This is a genomic window from Aeromonas sp. 601039 (assembly GCF_049174415.1).
Classification (GTDB): domain Bacteria; phylum Pseudomonadota; class Gammaproteobacteria; order Enterobacterales; family Aeromonadaceae; genus Aeromonas; species Aeromonas veronii_A.
Genome location: NZ_JAAKTL010000002.1, coordinates 247,838 through 265,196, shown reverse-complemented (window position 1 = coordinate 265,196; position 17,359 = coordinate 247,838). Strand labels below are relative to the sequence as shown.

Here is a 17,359-nt window from a genome sequence, read left to right as displayed (position 1 = left end):
GGGAATTAATTATCCGGCGATTGAAATATATGGCGGGGAATCGGGCAACTGTTTGTTTTATCTAGCGAAGTGGTTTGGCTGGAGTCTTTTTCCAAACGGATAATAAATAGACGATAAAGTAATCGCTAATTAATTGCTGGCAGGATGGCAAAGGGGATGCTGTTAAGCCGCGATGGAGTCTTTATGTGTCAGAGGAGAAAGGTAGGGTGCAATGAACGAAGTGAATTGCACCGCTAATTAAAAATGCAAGAGGTGCAATGCGCTGCGCTTATTGCACCCTACAGTAATTACTACTCTCCATGATAGTGCTTCAATAAAAAGTAGCGGTCAGGACTATTTTTAACGCCGCTTACTTTACCGACTATTTTAAATCCCATTTTTTCATAAAATTTGGGTGCCTGAAATGAGAGGGTGTCGACTTGAGCAGCAATACATCCCCGTTTTTGTGCCTCGCGTTCAGCAATCTCCATTAATTGAATGCCGAGCCCCTGTCCTCTCTTCTCATTGTGTACCCAAAGTACTTCGATCAACAGTTGATGATAAATAGTACGTCCGGCAATACCACCGACAACTTCGTCATTATCATCATGAATGGCAACAATTAAAGGTTGGGAGCGCTCCTCTCCCATTTTATCAAAGTTAAATTGTCTAAGGTTATCAACGAGTACATTGAATATGTCATCTTTATGTTCATTATGGATTTTTATATTCATCAAATCTTACTCCATTAAAATGTAATCGTAGGGTGCAATGAACGAAGTGAATTGCACCAAATACTAAAAGAGGCAAGAGGTGCAATGCGCTGCGCTTATTGCACCCTACGGTACTATATAATAATTTAATCAGTTCTTATAAGTGCTGTTGCAATATGGATGTGTAAGTTGCGCATTATCATAGTTTCCCATCCCGCCATCTTCTTTTCTAACCTTATGATCAATTGAAATTGACTTTGAATGTAGAAGTCCACCACATATCTTACATTTTGGTGCTAAAGATATAGCCTCAGAGATATATGCAGCACTCTTCGTTGACTTTGAGAATGATGCTGATTCTGTATCTGATTGGTATACTTCATCTATATTTATATAGGAAAACTCAGTTGACTTCCCTAACTCTAGTAAAACGTCGTCCACTTCTGTTTCGGTTGATAACTTTTCTAGTATTACATGTAAAAACCTAACGAGAGGTATTACGGCTTTGTTAGCCTGCCTTGCTTTTCTAACTATTTGCTGAATCAAAACATCTGATTTTACAATTATACTTTCAAATTCTGAACGATATTTTGTAAAAATATTTAGTTTATTGTTTTCAGAAAGCTCTTTTGTGAAAATAATCACTGCATGGAAGCAACTAACTCTGAAATTTCCTGATTGACTGTATATGTATATAGCTGGATGAAGTCCTAATGATGAGGGATGGTTATCATTAACTAGTTGGAGGGATTTTCTTATGTCAATTAATGCTTTCAGTGTTTCTTCACCGGTTTTATCTTCATCATTGCTACTTGCGCCAAGTAATTTCACCAATTCGAAAACCATAGATAGTGAATTACTAGCATGATTTTTTCCACCCAGTGGCAAATCAAGAGTTTTTATCGGTGTTAGTAGCTGGGGCTTAAATATTAGATCATTAATCACTTCCGCTTCATGCTGAATTTTTTGTGATAAATCTGGCTCAAAAACATTCCAGTATTTATATCCTTGACCACCTCTTAAAATAGCTCTGGAGCATAGGCCTACAGGCTTTCTTCTTGCCTCTAGTATTGATATTTCAGTATCGCTGATGGGTGTGGATTTTTGATTTATTTTAAAGAAGCTACTTTCTGCTTTCTTTGAATCACCATCAACCCACTGCAACTGCAATGCTCTAGTTCCGAAGTTTTTAAGTCTTTTCCTGACGTGTTCTGCTGCTACGTCTGGTTCATATAGCGCGTCTTTAAAGTCTTTAAAAGAACCGATTTCATTATTGATCAGTTGACGAGCCTTTTTAGCAGCTTCAATTTGTTGCTCAGGAATTGCGTTATCAAAAAATTTTCTTGATATTTTACCATCACCATAGTCATCATTAACCCATGCTGCTATAGCACTAATCCTGTGCGCACCATCAATTACAAAAGTATAACTATCAGCATACTTCCAAAGAATTATTGCAGGAACCAAATCACCATCAAGAAAACTTTCAACCAAGTCTTTTACTTTTTCGACATCCCACTCATTTGTTTCCCGTTGAAAATCTGGTTTGCGTAATGATGAGAAAAAGAAACCTGGAATTTCAAAATCCCCATAGCTGAGAGTAGTTTTATGTGGGCCTTGAGAATTATGTGCTTGATCTTGCACTTCAAAATCATCCCTTCCTATTAGGGCATCCAAGAACAGCTTTTGAGACATATTTATTCCCTTTTTAAAAATTACAAGAAAACCTATTCGAATTATATTGATCACAAGTACTATCTCTAGTTCTTGTGAGGTCTAACAACCGCTGTTGTATTCACCAAGAGGAATTTGAGACCAATAGAGCTGGTTGCCAAGTGAGCCATAGTAACTGGACAGTAGAAAAACTGAAGGAGCAGGAGTTGAAAATCCGCGCTGGCTCAATAAATTTATCAATATGTGCTGGTTTATTATTCAGCCTAGCTTGATGCTGCTGGACTGGCGCGATAGTAAAACCAAGCAACTAGCGGCCTCGACATCCTTTTTGATGGTGTTGTTTATTCCCCGCGTTTATCGCGTGGGGCAGGGGTTGGTCAGCCGGTGTCGAGCTCGTCACTTTTGTCGTGTCGATCACACTTCCCATCCCGTCGTCACCTTCGTCAGGGGCGGCAATCCGCACGTATTCCTTTCTGATTACTCCTTTATTTTCAGTTGCTTGTAAATTTTTATCGCACCCTTTGCCCGTTTTGGTCTGATAAATGCTTTGTGGGGGGCTGGCCGCCTCTTTGCCTGTCGGCGGGCGGCCCGGTGTAACGAACCATTTAGGATCCCTCTCTATGAACAGCTTCGTGATTGCAGATCCCAGTCTCTGTATTGGGTGTCGTACCTGTGAGGTGGCCTGCGCCGTTTCACACCAGTCAGGGTCTTGCAGCGGGACCCTTGAGCGGGAGGGCGGCCTGCATCTTGCCATCGAGGATGGACATCTGGTCTCCAAGGACAGCTACTTTCAGCCGCGCCTGAAGGTGATCGTGGGCAGCAAGGTGACCACGCCGGTGCTCTGCCGCCAGTGTGAAGACAAGCCGTGCGCCATGGCCTGCCCGAACAATGCCATCGTCAGCGAGGATGGTTGCGTCAAGGTGTTGCAGGAGCGCTGCATCGGCTGCAAGTCCTGCGTGGTGGCATGTCCTTACGGCGCCATTGCGGTGGTGCTCAAAGAGGTGCCCCCGGCTGTGGATTCGCTCTTCAAGCGTCCACAGACCAAGGCGCAGGCGCTCAAGTGCGATCTCTGCCGTCACCGCGAGGCGGGCCCGGCCTGTGTCGAGGTCTGCCCGACCCAGGCGCTGCGGTTGGTCACGCCGGAGCATCTTGAAACCCTGAACCGGCAGAAGCAGCTGGCCAGTGCCGAGGCACTGCTGGCGATGCCGGCGCGGGTGTGAGCGGGCTTGCCGAGCCGTTTTTCGTTAACAAACAAGAGTGTGAGTCATGAAAAAAGTCATTACCGTGTGCCCCTATTGCGGCACCGGTTGCAAAATCAACCTGCTGGTTGAAAACGACAAGGTGGTGGGGGCCGAAGGCGCCAACGGCCGGACCAACGAGGGGCAGCTCTGCCTCAAGGGCTATTACGGTTGGGATTTTTTGAACGACACCAACCTGCTGACCCCCCGTCTCAAGAGCCCGATGATCCGCCGCGAGCGCGGTGGCAAGTTCGAGGCCGTCTCCTGGGATGAAGCGATCGCGTTCGCCAGCAGCCGTCTCTCCGCCATCAAGGCGAAATATGGCCCGGACGCCATCATGACCACCGGCTCTGCCCGTGGCCCCGGCAATGAAGCCAACTATGTGATGCAAAAATTTGCCCGTGCGGTGATTGGGACGAACAACGTCGACCACTGCGCGAGGGTGTGACACGCACCCTCAGTCTCCGGTCTGGAGACAACTGTAGGCAACGGCGCCATGAGCAACGCCATTCCCGAAATTCAAGAGACCAAGTGCCTGCTGGTGTTTGGTTACAACGCTGCTGACTCTCACCCCATCGTCGCTCGCCATATCCTCAAGGCGAAGGCAAACGGGGCCAAGGTGATTGTGTGTGATCCCCGCATGGTGGAGACCGCCCGTATCGCCGATCAGTGGCTGCCGCTCAAAAACGGCTCCAACATGGCGCTGGTGAACGCCTTCGCCAACGTGTTGATCAATGAAGGGCTCTATAACAAGGCCTTTGTCGCCAACTACACCGAAGGGTTCGAGACCTTCAAGGCGACGGTGGCCAAGTACACCCCGGAATATGTCGAAGGTATCACTGGCCTCAAAGCCGCCGATATCCGCGCCGCCATTCGCACCTATGCCGAGTCGCCTGCGTCCATGATCCTGTGGGGCATGGGGGTGACCCAGTACGGTCAGGCGGTGGACGTGGTCAAGGGGCTGGCGGGTCTGGCGCTGCTGACCGGCAACTTCGGTCGCCGCGGCACCGGCTGCGGGCCGGTACGTGGTCAGAACAACGTGCAGGGCACCTGTGACATGGGGATGCTGCCCCACCAGTTCCCGGGTTATCAGTCGGTGGCCGATCCCGCCATCAGCGCCAAGTTCGCCAAGGCGTGGGGCGTGGAGTCTCTGTCCCAGAAACCCGGCTATCGCCTGACCGAGCTTGGCCATAAGGTAGAGGAGGGCAAGTGCAAGGCCTTCTACATCTTTGGTGAAGATCCGGCTCAGACCGAGGCAGATCTCGGTCAGTTCCGTCGCACTCTGGCGGGGATGGAGCTGGTGATCGTGCAGGATATCTTCATGACCCAGACCGCCGAGATGGCCGACGTCATTCTGCCCGCCACCAGCTGGGGCGAGCATGAAGGGGTCTACAGCTCGGCTGATCGCGGCTTCCAGCGCTTCTACAAGGCGGTGACGCCCCCCGAGAACGTGAAACCGGACTGGGCCATCTTCTCGCTGATGGCGACCGCCATGGGTTATCCCATGGAGTACCACAACACCGAAGAGATCTGGGACGAGATGCGTGCGCTCTGCCCGCTCTACGCCGGGGTCAGCTACGACAAGATGGCCGATCTCAAGAGCGTGCAGTGGCCTTGCCCGACCGAGGATCACCCGGGCACCAGCACCCTGTTCGAGGGAAATGTGTTCACCACCCCGAGCGGCAAGGGTCAGCTGATTGCCTCCGAGTGGCGGCCGCCGCTGGAGCAGCCCTGTGCCGAGTACCCGCTGGTGCTCTCCACCGTGCGCGAGGTGGGTCACTACTCCTGCCGCTCCATGACCGGCAACTGCTCGGCGCTGCAGACCCTGGCCGATGAGCCGGGCTATGTGCAGATCCACCCGAGCGATGCCAAAAAGCTTGGGGTGAAGGATCAGGCGCTGGTCTGGATCTCGTCGCGCCGTGGCAAGGTGATCACCCGCGCCAACTACAACGACCGGGTCAACGCCGGGGTGGTCTACATGACCTACCAGTGGTGGATCGGGGCCTGCAACGAGCTCACCATCGAGCACGTCGATCCCGTCTCCCACACGCCGGAGTACAAGTATTGCGCGGTGAAGATCGAGCGCATCGACAATCAGCCTGAGGCGGAAGTGTACGTCCAGACTGAATACAGCGCGCTCAAGGCGAAATTGCGCAGCGCAGCCAAGGGCTGATCGCCCTAAAAACGAGGTTCTGCACAAATAAGGGAACCCGACTCGGATTTATCGAGTCGGGCACCCTTTTATTACCCAAAAAAAGGGGAGTAAATGATGCAACATGAAATTGGTCGCTTATTCGGACTTTTCTATATTGGCACCTATCTGGCGGCGATATTGCTGGGAATAGGTTGCTATATTTGGCGCGACGAGATGATATTTCTGCTCGGCTTCGGTTTTTTCGGCTGTTTTATGGCGGCACGGCTCGCCATGAGCAGCGTATTTTCTGCTTTGAGTATTTCCAGTGCCTGGCTGATCGGGTTTATCTCCACCACCTTGATCAACGGCCTGCTGCTGGGGGTGATCACCCTGCTGGTCTACCTCACGCATCAGAGCGTCACCGCCGAGCTTGCCGACAACGCCAGCTGGCTGCTGATGGCCTTCCAGAGCTTGTCGGCCCTCTTTATCTTCGGTGGCCTGAAGTGCTGCCACAGCCGGATCATCACCTCGTAAATTGCCGATGGATGGGCAGCAAACGCCATCTCGAAACCCGCAGCCAGCGAAGAGGAAAGGGCAGATCTGACAGTTGACGGCGGCCCACTTTTCAGGCGCCTTAATTGAGATCAAGAACTGATGAAATAACCGGTTAAATATGGCCATCAGATATATTAAATCGGATTGTAATGAAATTTGAGCTCATCTATGATGAGTCGCCATTCCAATATATCCCCCGATAACGATGTTACTTTTTGTTGTCGTTCGTTAATAACAACTCTGGAATTGCAACATGCGACAATTTTCGTCACCGCTTTTCTTATTGGCAGCCGTTTTTACGGGCTGCGGCTATTTATTTTGGTGACGGGTGCTTGTCGTGATGCGATGGCATGGACAGCCTGACTGGTGACTAAATCGATATAACGTGAGGCCGCAATGCTAAATGTGAGTGCCATCCCCCTGGACGAGATCTCTCCCATCTGGGACGACGGTTTCCTCCTGCTCTCCAAATCCCTCCTGTCGGCCGTGACGCTCGATGATTTTATCCACAAACTCAACAAGATAGATGCCAGCTTCGGCGGCGTGACCCGGGTCAACCTGATCCTCAACATGGGTGCGGACGAGGAGGCCATCTTCTACTTCATGGGACATTCCGGCCCAAAGCATCTGGTCTGCCCCAAGGCAGAGCTGCACCTCTCCCCCCGTCCTGCCAAAGAGACCCCGGAACAGGCCATCATTCTCGCTGCCGCCCGCTTTGAGAATCGCTGCCCGGCGCTGGATCGCGAAGGGGTCTACGGGGGGCTGCGCTCCTACTGCCAGCTCCCCATCACCACCGCCCGCAGCCACCTTGGCGGGGTCGAGTTTATCAACACCCAGCTCGACAGCTTCACCATGGAGACCCTGGCCAAGCTGACCCAGCTGGCGGCCATTATCGCCATTGCGCTGGAGAACGTGCTCGACAAGGAGCGCACCCTGGAGCAGGCCAACTCCCTGCGCCTTGAGCGCGACAGCTGCAAAATTCTGGTGGATGTGACCAACGCAGTGATCAAACTGGTGCGTATCGCCGAGCTGCCCAAGAGCCTGTTTACCATCCTGCACCACCACTTTGGCATCAGCAGTTTGTGTCTGGCGGAGTACAACGCCACCTCCGACAGCTTCAAGAGCTATCTGGTCAACCAGCAGCAGAGCGATCAGCCGGGCATCATCGATCACTCCTGTTTTGAAAAGAAGTGTCTGCAGGGGGCCCTTGGCCACAGCGAGCCGTTTTTTGTCTATCGCGAACACGGCCACGGCTGCAGCAATCGCTGCCGTTTTACCTCCCAGATCCTGCCGCCCGAGGCCGACAGCTCCTGCATTTTGCCGCTGCGTTATCGGGGCAATCTGCTGGGGGTGTTGATCCTCTCGCACCCCAACGCCGACTTCTTTGCCGATATCGATATCTCCTTGCTGGAGCAGGTGGCGGCGCGCACGGCGATTGCCATGAACAACGTGCAGGCGCAGCAGGAGATCTCCAACACCAATGGTGCCAAAGAGAAGACCATTCGCATCAACGAGCCGCAGATGCAGGGGGAGTTCCCCCACATCATCTACCAGAGCGCGGTGATGGAGAGTGTGCTGGAGAAGGTGCGGCTGGTGGCCGAGAGCGACAGTACCGTGCTGATCCTCGGCGAGACCGGCACCGGCAAGGAGCTGATCGCCCAGGCCATTCACGCCCTGAGTGCCCGCCACGATCACGAGATGGTGAAGGTGAACTGCGCCGCCATCCCGACCGGCCTTATCGAGAGCGATCTCTTTGGCCATGAGAAGGGGGCCTTTACCGGGGCACTGAGCCAGCGCATCGGCCGCTTCGAGCGGGCCCACAAGGGGACCCTGTTCCTCGATGAAGTGGGGGATATGCCGCTGGACTTGCAGCCCAAACTGTTGCGGGTATTGCAGGAGCACGAGCTGGAGCGGGTGGGTAACAGCAACCCAATAGCAGTGGATGTGCGGCTGGTGGCCGCCACCAACTGCGATCTGCTCTCCATGGTCAAGAACAAGCGCTTTCGAAGCGATCTCTACTACCGCCTCAACGTCTTTCCCATCGAGCTGCCGCCCCTGCGCGAGCGGCGCGAGGATATTCCGCTGCTGGTCAATTTCTTTATCAAGAAGATCGCCAAGCGGATGCGCCGCACCATCACCTCCATCCCCGCCGATGCGATGAAGATGCTGGTGTCGCTGCCCTGGTACGGCAATATTCGCGAGCTGGAGAACGTCATCGAGCGCGCCGTGGTGATGACCCGCGGCCATGTGCTCAACCTCTCGCCCGATGAGCTGATGCCGCTCAAGGGTTACCACAAGATTGAGACCCTGGTCTATGACGAGCCCGCCACGCCGCTCTTTGCCGAGGAGGGGCCGATTGATGAGCGCGAGGCGATCATCGCCGCCCTGCGCGACTGCAACGGCATAGTCGCTGGCGAACGGGGGGCAGCCAACCGCCTCGGCATGAAGCGCACCACCTTGCTTTCGAAAATGAAGCGGCTCGGCATTTCGGCCAGAGATCCCGAGATCATTGACGGGGTCGCACCATGAGAGAGGCCATAGAGCTTGAGATGCGGAGTGAGCAGAGAGAATCGAGCGAACAGAACGAGCTGGCCCGCTGCGCTATCCACCGCGAGGTGGTGCACTACCGCGCCGATGCACTGACCTGCGACAGCGAAATGGCGCTCCCCTCCGAGACGCCGGTGGCGCTGGTCTACAACGGTATCGCCCACAGCGTGATGATGTGCTCGGCCTCCGATCTGGAGGATTTCGCCATCGGGTTTTCGCTATCCGAGGGGATCATCGACAGTCTGCTCGATATCCATGACATCGAGCAGATCGACGGCTGTCAGGGGATTGAGCTGCATATCACGTTGGCCAATCGCTGCGTCCATCGCCTTAAAGAGAAGCGGCGCACGCTCGCGGGGCGTACCGGTTGCGGCATCTGCGGCAGCGAGAGTCTGGAGCAGGTGATCCGCACCCAGCCAAGCGTGCCCGACAGCCAGCGTCTGGCGGTAGGGCATATCGACAAGGTATTGAGCGCGCTGCGCCCGCTCCAGTTGCTGGGTCAGCGCACCGGCGCCACCCATGCGGCAGTGCATCTGGATGGTGAGGGCAATATTCTCGCCATCCGCGAGGATGTGGGGCGCCATATTGCGCTGGACAAGCTGGTGGGCCATCTGTGCCGCACGGGTCGCCGTGACGGTGCCATTCTGGTGACCAGCCGCGCCAGCTTCGAAATGGTGCAAAAGTGCGCCAGCGCCGGGGTGGAGATCTTGCTCGCCATCTCCGCTGCCACCGAGCTTGCGGTCGAGCGGGCCGAGCAGACCGGGCTCACTCTGGTGGGCTTTTGCCGTCCCGGGCGGGCCGAGATCTACAGCGGGTGCCAGCGAATCCTGCTCAAGTAACGGCAAGCGTGAGCGCAAGGCTGCAAACCCGCTAAACGGGTCACGAAAACAGGCAATGAAAAAGGGCGGGGAGTGTGACTCCCCGCCCTTGTTGTATCTGCTGCTGTAGCGGATTAGCGCGCCAGCAGGATACGCAGCATGCGGCGCAGCGGCTCGGCGGCGCCCCACAGCAGCTGGTCACCCACGGTAAAAGCGGCCAGATACTCCGGGCCCATATTGAGCTTGCGCAGACGACCAACTGGAATGCTGAGGGTACCGGTGACGGCCGCCGGAGTCAGCTCGCGGGCGGTGATGTCGCGATCGTTGGGGATCACTTTCACCCAGTCGTTGTGGGCAGCCAGCAGCGCTTCGATCTCCGCCAGCGGCACATCTTTTTTCAGCTTGATGGTGAACGCCTGGCTGTGGCAGCGCAGGGCACCGATCCGCACGCACAGACCATCCACCGGAATGACAGCGTTCTCGATACCCAAAATCTTGTTGGTCTCGGCCTGACCTTTCCACTCTTCACGGCTCTGGCCGTTGTCGAGCTTGGTGTCAATCCAGGGGATAAGGCCGCCGGCCAGCGGTACGCCGAAGTTGTCCACCGGCAGGGTGCCGGAGCGGGTCTTCTCGGTGATCTTGCGCTCGATGTCGAGGATGGCGGAGGCAGGGTCTGCCAGCTCGACCGCTACTTCGTCGCGCAGCATCCCCATCTGGGTAACCAGCTCGCGCATATGACGGGCACCGCCACCGGAGGCCGCCTGATAGGTGGCCACACTCACCCACTCCACCAGATCGGCCTTGAACAGGCCGCCTAGGGCCAGCAGCATCAGGCTGACGGTGCAGTTGCCGCCAACGAAGGTCTTGATGCCATCGTTCAGGGCCTGTTCAATCACATCGCCGTTGACCGGATCCAGAATGATGACGGCGTCTTTCTCCATCCGCAGGGAGGAGGCGGCGTCAATCCAGTAACCCTGCCAGCCGGCGGCTTTCAGGCGCGGATAGACATCCTTGGTGTAGTCGCCGCCTTGCGCGGTGATGATGATATCCTGCTTGGCCAGCGCCTCGATATCGAAGGCGTCTTGCAGAGTACCGGCATCGACGCCGAAGTTGGGAGCGGCCTCACCGGCCTGGGAGGTGGTGAAGAATGTGGGTTGAATATGGGCGAAATCCTGCTCTTCCTGCATCCGGCTCATCAGAACCGATCCCACCATGCCACGCCAACCGACCAAACCTACTTTTTTCATATTGTCCTACCCTGGATTGCTGCTAAAGAAACTTGCGATGACACCCGTAACCCCTTGTCTGGCGACGCCTGTTTACAAGCGGTTTACAGGCCATTTAAAAAATATGCGCTGCGAAAAATGCGTCTATCCACATTACGGATTGTGACGGCTTGCGCAAGTCGAATTGCGCAATATTCTGTGCCGTTTGCTGCATTAACCGGCAGCCAGACTACCGCTCAGGCAGACGGGGAGGGAGAAGGTCAACATCAGACGAAAAGGCCACCGTTATTGGCGGTGGCCTGTCAATAAAGCGGTTGAGGACGTCCTCTGCTGTTGTCTGAGGGCTTAGTTGGCGAGTGAAACAGCCCGACAGCTTGGGCGCTTAGCCGTAACGGGCCAGAGTGAGCCCCTCATCGCTGATGGCGGGCTCGCTGCCGCTGATAAGATCGCACAACAGCTGACCCGAACCGGCCGCCATGGTCCAGCCCAGGGTGCCGTGGCCGGTATTGAGCCAGAGGCCGGGAATGGGGCTCGGCCCCACCAGCGGGGTGCCATCCGGCGTCATGGGGCGCAGGCCGGTCCAGAACTCGGCTTGGCTGATATCGCCCCCCTCGGGGAAGAGATCGCCCACCACCATCGCCAGGGTGTCGTGGCGCCTCGGATTAAGGGCGAGGTTGTAGCCCGACAGCTCCGCCATGCCGCCGACCCGGATCCGCTCGTCAAAACGGGTGATGGCCACCTTGTAGGTCTCATCGAGCACGGTACTGCGCGGCGCGGCCTCGGCATTGATCATCGGCAGGGTGAGGGAGTAGCCCTTGACCGGATAGACCGGCAGTTCGAGCCCGAGCGGGCGCAGCAGCGGCCGTAGAAAACCGGTGGCATAACTGCCGAGCGCGCAGACGATGGCATCGGCGCGATAGCGCTGCTCGCCCGCCCGCACCGCCACGGCGCGGCCGCGTGCTTGCTCAATCTCGTCGATATCGCAGTTGAAGACAAACTTGACCCCGAGCTTCTCGGCTTCAAGGGCAAGGGCCTTGGTGAAGCGGAAGCAGTCGCCGGTCTCGTCGCCGGGCAGACGCAAGCCGCCGACGATTTTTCCGCGCACCCGTGCCAGCGCAGGCTCTGCCGCTTCGCAGCCGCTGGCATCGAGCGACTGGTAGGGGACGCCATACTCCTCCAGCACCTCGATATCGCGCTGACTGGCATCGAGCTGGGATTGGCTGCGAAACAGCTGCAGGGTGCCGAGCTGGCGCCCTTCGTAATCGATGTTCAGCTCATCACGCAGCAGCTTCATGCAGTCGCGGCTGTATTCGGCCAGACGCACCATGCGCCCCTTGTTGGTGGCATAGGCGGTCGGGGTGCAGTTGGCGAGCATTCTGAGCATCCAGCGTAGCTGGAAGGGGTCGGCAGTGGGGCGCACAGTGAAGGGGGCATGCTTTTGCAGCATCCACTTGGCGGCCTTGAGGGGAATGCCGGGGGCCGCCCAGGGGGCCGCATAACCCGGGGATATCTGCCCGGCGTTGGCATGGCTGGTTTCAAGGGCGACGCCACCTTGTCGCTCCAGCAGGGTCACCTTGTGACCCGCTTTGGCCAGATACCAGGCGCTGGTTACCCCTATCACGCCGCCACCGAGAACCACTATCTCCATATCGTCTTTCCTTGACTGATCTCCTGATGTGGCCACCACCATAATCAGCCGCCACAGGATATTCAACCGCTCTGCGCAGGATTGGGATCTCCGTCTGCTTGCCTGTCACAAGCTGGTGTTTGGTGCGATGGTGAGCCTGATTGCCAGCGTAAATCGCTGCGCTGTTGTCAGTGTGAATGTGCCAGGGGACATGGCCCGCTTACAACTGCTCCAGCTTGATCAGGTACTGCTCCGCAGTGGCCAGAATGGCCTGCTGCTGCGCTGCGGCTTGGCCATCCCAGTTGGCATAGGGGAGGGCGAGGCGGGGATTGCCGCCAAGTTTGTCCCGATTGCGCCAGAGAAAGTGCCAGTAGAGGCTGTTGAAGGGGCAGCTCCCATCGCCGTGGCGGGCTTTCACCTGATAGTGGCACCCCTTGCAGTAGTGGCCCATCCGCTCGAGATAGGCGCCGCTACTGGAGTAGGGCTTGCTGCCCATCAGGCCGCCATCGGCAAACTGGCTCATGCCGCGGGTGTTGGGCAGCTCCACCCACTCGATGGCATCCACATAGATACCGAGATACCACTGATCCACCTCGTCAGGATCGATCCCCGCCAGCAGGGCAAAGTTACCGGTCACCATCAGCCGCTGGATATGGTGGGCGTAACCGTGCTCAAGAGACTGGCGAATGGCGTGACGCACGCAGGCCATCCTGGTTTCGCCGCTCCAGAAGAAACCGGGCAGCGGCCGGTTGGCCTCGAGAAAATTGGTCTGCTTGTAGTCGGGCATCTTTTCCCAGTAGAGGGCGCGGACAAACTCGCGCCAGCCGAGGATCTGGCGGATAAACCCCTCCACCTGCGCCAACGTGATGGTGCCCTGATTGGCCTGCCAGTGGGCTTCGGCGGCCCGGATCACCTCAAGCGGATGAAGCATCTTGCTGTTGAGGGAAAACGACAGGCGGCTGTGAAACAGGCTCCAGCCCCGCTCGCTCAGGGCATCCTGATAGCGGCCAAAGTGGGGCAGGCAGTGGGCCAGAAAATGGGCCAGCAGCTCGCGACTCTGGCGTCTTGTGATAGGCCACGGCAGCTTGCTGACATCCGCCTTACCGATGGTGCTGACCCCGTGGCGGGTCAGCATGGCGTCAATTTCGCTCACCTCGTTGGCAAAGGTGAGGGGCGCCGGGATGGGCTGGCTCGCCGGCAGCTTGGCGCGATTCTCGTCATCAAAATTCCAGCGCCCGCCAAGGGGTTGGCCGCACTCATCGAGCAGCACTTGGTATTGCTTTCGCAGGGCGCGGTAGAAGAACTCCATCCGGCTATGGGGATAGCGCTGCCAGCCATCGCGGGGAGTGAGAAAATGTTCGCTCTCCACCTCGGTAGCAGGGATGGCAAGGCCAGCCGTCCAGCTTTTCAACTGGCTGGCGAGGCGCCACTCGTCCGGGCTCTGCCAGGCAAAGCTGCTGGCCTGATGTGCTTCGAGCTGAGCCTCCAGCAAGCCGGGCAAATCGGGCCAGCGGGCGCTCTCATCCAGGGTCAGGTAACAGACGCGGTGGCCAGCTTGGGTGAGGGCTGCTGCGAAGGCGCGCATGGCGGCAAAGAAGGCCAGCACCTTCTGGCGATGGTGGCGGCAGTAGTCGGTCTCCTGGCGCAGCTCCGCCATCAGGTAGCAGATCGCCGGATCTGGGGTGCGAAACCAGCTGTGACCGGCGTTCAGCTGATCGCCGAGAATCAGGCGCAGCTCCATCAGACTCGCTCCCCCTCAGGTTGCTGGCTGCTGTGACGAGCGTGGCGACAGCGCTCGCTGCAGTAGCGAACCACTTCCCAGCTGCGCGCCCACTTGCGCCGCCAGCTGAAGGGGCGTTGGCAGACGGGGCAGATCTTCTCGGGGAGATGGGGTTTGCGATGCATGATGGCTTCCGGCCTTGGCTGATGGGGGATGTGGCGTGTGGGTAGGGAGAATAACGAACCGGGGGCGCGGGCGGATCAACCTCACTGCCAGTTTGCCGCTCAGATGCCCACTTTGTGAGCGGGCGCACAGCCCGTCGGTGCCCCCCTTGTTTGCCAATTAACCAGCCGTTAACGTGGCGAGGCTGCCTGTTGGCAGCACCCATCAATGGACATGGGTTCATCGACATAGTTGGCCACCGACTGTCTACAACCGATATGGAGGGGAGTGATGCCAATCATGACAGCTACGCCCCGGGCAGCTTGCCTGCTCGCCCACTGGTATACCCGGGATCCCATTCTGACCTTCGACTTTCCTCACCGCTGATTGGTGGCACCCGCCGTTTGAATTTGTCAGCCGGACGACCCTGATCGCCCCGGCCTCTTTGCCAATCCCGATTTCAAACACACTGGCCTTGCGCCGGTGAGGAGTCTTTTATGCGTCGTATACCCGAGCCGTTTCGTATCAAGATGGTCGAGCCCATCAAACAGACCACTGGCGCCGAGCGCCGCGCCGCCCTCGAGGCTGCTGGCTGGAACCCCTTCCTGCTGCTGGCCGAGGATGTCTATATCGATCTGCTGACCGACAGTGGCACCGGAGCCATGTCCGACCGCCAGTGGGCCGGTATCATGATGGGGGACGAGGCCTATGCGGGCAGCCGCAACTTCGTCGAGCTGGAGCGCACGGTGCGCGACATTTTTGGTTACCAGCATGTGATGCCCACCCACCAGGGGCGAGGGGCCGAGCAGATCCTCTTCCCCGAGTTGGTCAAGCGCTGCAAGGGCAAGGCGCCGGTGTTTATCTCCAACTACCACTTCGACACCACCAAGGCCCACGTGGAGTTGGCTGGCGCGCGGGCCATCAACCTGCTCACCCCGAAGGCCCTCGACACCACAGCCCCTTATGCCTGGAAGGGGGATTTTGATCTCCCTCGTCTGACCGACACCATCGAGACCCTGGGGGCCGACAACGTGGCCGGTATCATCATCACGGTCACCTGCAACAGCGCCGGTGGTCAGCCGGTCTCCATGGCCAATATGGAGGCGGTTTCCGAACTGGCCCGTCGTCACCATATTCCGGTGGTGATCGACGCCGCCCGCTTTGCCGAGAACGCCTGGTTTATCAAGGAGCGGGATCCGGCTTATGCGAAGTGCAGCATCAATGAGATAGTGCGCCAGATGTTTGCACTGGGGGACATCTTCACCATGTCGGCCAAGAAGGATGGGCTGGTCAATATCGGCGGACTCTGCTGTTTCAAAGAGGATCTCGACCTGTTCCGCGCGGTGCAGGTGCGCTGTGTGGCGATGGAGGGGTTTGTCACCTATGGCGGCCTCGCCGGACGGGACATGGCGGCGCTCGCCATTGGCCTGCGCGAGGGGATGGATGAGGAGTATCTCACCTATCGTATCAGTCAGGTGGCCTATCTCGGCGAGCGGCTGGCCGAGGCGGGGATCCCGATCCAGACCCCCACCGGCGGCCATGCGGTCTTTGTGGATGCCAAGAAGCTGCTGCCCCATATTCCGGCCGAGCAGTTCCCCGCCCATGCGCTCGCTTGCGAGCTCTATCTGGAAGGGGGTGTGCGCGGGGTGGAGATTGGCTCCCTGTTGCTCGGGCGCGATCCCGCCACCGGCAAGCAGGAGGCGGCGGACTTCGAGCTGCTGCGTCTCACCATTCCGCGTCGGGTCTACACCCGGGATCACATGGACTATGTGGCCGACTGCCTGATCGCGGTGAAAGCGCGGGCCAGCGACATTCGCGGGCTCACCTTTGACTACGAGCCGCCGCTGCTGCGCCACTTCACCGCGCGGCTGAAACCTGTCTGATCAGCAACCGGTCAGACTGGGTGATCAACCGCGCCAAGCAGTGAGGATCACCGGCTGCTCCCGGTTAAACGGCCCAGTAAAAAAGCCCCCGCACCAAGGTGCGGGGGCTTTCGTTTATCTAAGCAAAGTCGGGTCAGACCGCCTGATACTCCAGCTCGACCGAGCCCAGCGCCTTGAGGGTGGACTGGGCGGAGTCACGCTGGCTGATCTGGCCGTTTTTGTTCTCCAGCAGCACGGCGCGGCGGATGGTGGCGAGATCTTCGCCGTTAAGCACCGCATGGGCGCAGGCCATCTGCATCGGCGGCAGGCTGGGGTTGAAGGCGGCGTTCTCGGCGTAGCGGCCAGAGAAGATGCGGCCATCGGCAAACTGCAGCGCCACCGCGGCATAGCCCTGGCTATAGGGGGCGTAGCTTTGACGGGCTGCGGCCAGCGCGGCTTGCCACAGCGGATCTTCGCTTTGAAGTTCAAGCTCTGCGTGATCCTGCGGGCTCATCAGCGCATCAGTGATGTCGAGATCTGCCGGGCCAAACGAGTGGGGTAGGAAGGATTGCAGGGCGCTCAGGTCATCGGGCAGGGAGACTTTAAGGATCTTGGCGGTGCTCAGCTCGTTCATGAACTGACGGCAGTGGCCGCAGGGGGTGTAGTTGACGGTGATTTCAGAGATCCCGGTCTCGCCACCCAGCCAGGCGTTGGAGATGGCGGACTGCTCGGCGTGGACCGAGTGGAACAGACCTTGCCCAGCAAACTCCATGTTGGCACCGAAGTACCAGGTGCCACTCAGGCCGCAGGCGATGGCACCGACGTAAAATTTGGAGATGGGCGCCACCGAGCAGGCGGCGGCCAGCGGCAACAGGGCGAGGCGCAGGGCGCGATCGTCAAGACCTGTGGCGGCTTTCAGGGTGGCGACTTGCTCCGGCGTGAAGCGGGCGTTGAAGTCGGCACTATCCAGCATGGGCTGCACGGCTGCTTTGAGCGGGGCAGAGAGGGTATCGAATGGCTTGGCAAAACGGGGATGCATAGTGTGTCCTCAAAGGCCAATTGGGCGGCCATTGTAGGGAGCAAGCTCGGGTAAATGTGTGAGCA

General features: G+C 57.4%; 13 protein-coding genes. 6 read left to right on the top strand and 7 right to left on the bottom strand.

Going from position 1 to position 17,359, the window contains the following annotated elements:
* Positions 1 to 290: 290 nt before the first annotated feature.
* Both G5195_RS03030 and G5195_RS03025 read right to left on the bottom strand, forming a co-directional pair.
* Entirely contained in the window at positions 291 to 713 is a 423-nt protein-coding gene (locus G5195_RS03030) for a GNAT family N-acetyltransferase (protein WP_421235807.1), read from the bottom strand.
* A gap of 129 nt (positions 714 to 842) precedes the next feature.
* Positions 843 to 2,387 carry an HNH endonuclease signature motif containing protein gene (locus G5195_RS03025; RefSeq protein WP_421235806.1) on the bottom strand — a complete coding sequence of 515 codons (1,545 nt, stop codon included), beginning with the start codon at positions 2,385 to 2,387 and terminating at the stop codon, positions 843 to 845.
* 599 nt (positions 2,388 to 2,986) lie between these two features.
* Here G5195_RS03025 and G5195_RS03020 point away from each other — a divergent pair.
* From G5195_RS03020 to fdhD, 5 genes are all read left to right on the top strand, one after another.
* On the top strand, positions 2,987 to 3,586 hold the full coding sequence (locus G5195_RS03020) for a 4Fe-4S dicluster domain-containing protein (protein WP_421235805.1): 600 nt from the start codon (positions 2,987 to 2,989) through the stop codon (positions 3,584 to 3,586).
* 46 nt (positions 3,587 to 3,632) lie between these two features.
* Positions 3,633 to 5,777: a formate dehydrogenase subunit alpha gene (fdhF, locus tag G5195_RS03015; protein ID WP_139435270.1), complete on the top strand. Its 2,145-nt coding sequence runs from the start codon at positions 3,633 to 3,635 to the stop codon at positions 5,775 to 5,777.
* Positions 5,778 to 5,873: 96 nt separating this feature from the next.
* The gene (locus G5195_RS03010; RefSeq protein WP_005351584.1) at positions 5,874 to 6,272 is read left to right on the top strand and encodes a hypothetical protein; all 399 of its coding nucleotides are present in this window, start codon (positions 5,874 to 5,876) and stop codon (positions 6,270 to 6,272) included.
* Positions 6,273 to 6,689: 417 nt separating this feature from the next.
* Positions 6,690 to 8,822 carry a sigma 54-interacting transcriptional regulator gene (locus tag G5195_RS03005; protein ID WP_421235804.1) on the top strand — a complete coding sequence of 711 codons (2,133 nt, stop codon included), beginning with the start codon at positions 6,690 to 6,692 and terminating at the stop codon, positions 8,820 to 8,822.
* A 20-nt stretch (positions 8,823 to 8,842) separates the two neighbouring features.
* A complete protein-coding gene (gene fdhD, locus G5195_RS03000; RefSeq protein WP_421235855.1) occupies positions 8,843 to 9,679 on the top strand; it encodes a formate dehydrogenase accessory sulfurtransferase FdhD in 837 nt (278 codons plus the stop codon).
* 113 nt (positions 9,680 to 9,792) lie between these two features.
* Here fdhD and asd read toward each other — a convergent pair whose 3' ends face one another.
* From asd to G5195_RS02980, 4 genes are all read right to left on the bottom strand, one after another.
* On the bottom strand, positions 9,793 to 10,905 hold the full coding sequence (gene asd, locus G5195_RS02995) for an aspartate-semialdehyde dehydrogenase (protein ID WP_005345266.1): 1,113 nt from the start codon (positions 10,903 to 10,905) through the stop codon (positions 9,793 to 9,795).
* 361 nt (positions 10,906 to 11,266) lie between these two features.
* Positions 11,267 to 12,574 carry a D-amino acid dehydrogenase gene (locus tag G5195_RS02990; protein WP_323670585.1) on the bottom strand — a complete coding sequence of 436 codons (1,308 nt, stop codon included), beginning with the start codon at positions 12,572 to 12,574 and terminating at the stop codon, positions 11,267 to 11,269.
* 157 nt (positions 12,575 to 12,731) lie between these two features.
* A complete protein-coding gene (locus G5195_RS02985; RefSeq protein WP_421222487.1) occupies positions 12,732 to 14,252 on the bottom strand; it encodes a cryptochrome/photolyase family protein in 1,521 nt (506 codons plus the stop codon).
* The gene (locus G5195_RS02980; RefSeq protein WP_421222486.1) at positions 14,252 to 14,416 is read right to left on the bottom strand and encodes a DUF2256 domain-containing protein; all 165 of its coding nucleotides are present in this window, start codon (positions 14,414 to 14,416) and stop codon (positions 14,252 to 14,254) included. The genes G5195_RS02985 and G5195_RS02980 overlap by 1 nt, the downstream gene beginning before the upstream one ends.
* Positions 14,417 to 14,890: 474 nt before the next feature.
* On the opposite strand from G5195_RS02980, the gene G5195_RS02975 reads away from it, so the two are divergent.
* The gene (locus tag G5195_RS02975; protein WP_421222485.1) at positions 14,891 to 16,276 is read left to right on the top strand and encodes a tryptophanase; all 1,386 of its coding nucleotides are present in this window, start codon (positions 14,891 to 14,893) and stop codon (positions 16,274 to 16,276) included.
* 133 nt (positions 16,277 to 16,409) lie between these two features.
* On the opposite strand, the gene cdd is transcribed toward G5195_RS02975, so the two are convergent.
* Entirely contained in the window at positions 16,410 to 17,294 is an 885-nt protein-coding gene (gene cdd, locus G5195_RS02970) for a cytidine deaminase (RefSeq protein ID WP_005333283.1), read from the bottom strand.
* Positions 17,295 to 17,359: the final 65 nt, after the last annotated feature.

Coding starts and splice junctions, on each gene's coding strand:
- G5195_RS03030 (WP_421235807.1), bottom strand. CDS start 713: ATGAATATAAAAATCCATAATGAACATAAAGATGACATATTCAATGTA.
- G5195_RS03025 (WP_421235806.1), bottom strand. CDS start 2,387: ATGTCTCAAAAGCTGTTCTTGGATGCCCTAATAGGAAGGGATGATTTT.
- G5195_RS03020 (WP_421235805.1), top strand. CDS start 2,987: ATGAACAGCTTCGTGATTGCAGATCCCAGTCTCTGTATTGGGTGTCGT.
- G5195_RS03010 (WP_005351584.1), top strand. CDS start 5,874: ATGCAACATGAAATTGGTCGCTTATTCGGACTTTTCTATATTGGCACC.
- G5195_RS03005 (WP_421235804.1), top strand. CDS start 6,690: ATGCTAAATGTGAGTGCCATCCCCCTGGACGAGATCTCTCCCATCTGG.
- fdhD (WP_421235855.1), top strand. CDS start 8,843: ATGCGGAGTGAGCAGAGAGAATCGAGCGAACAGAACGAGCTGGCCCGC.
- asd (WP_005345266.1), bottom strand. CDS start 10,905: ATGAAAAAAGTAGGTTTGGTCGGTTGGCGTGGCATGGTGGGATCGGTT.
- G5195_RS02990 (WP_323670585.1), bottom strand. CDS start 12,574: ATGGTGGTGGCCACATCAGGAGATCAGTCAAGGAAAGACGATATGGAG.
- G5195_RS02985 (WP_421222487.1), bottom strand. CDS start 14,252: ATGGAGCTGCGCCTGATTCTCGGCGATCAGCTGAACGCCGGTCACAGC.
- G5195_RS02980 (WP_421222486.1), bottom strand. CDS start 14,416: ATGCATCGCAAACCCCATCTCCCCGAGAAGATCTGCCCCGTCTGCCAA.
- G5195_RS02975 (WP_421222485.1), top strand. CDS start 14,891: ATGCGTCGTATACCCGAGCCGTTTCGTATCAAGATGGTCGAGCCCATC.
- cdd (WP_005333283.1), bottom strand. CDS start 17,294: ATGCATCCCCGTTTTGCCAAGCCATTCGATACCCTCTCTGCCCCGCTC.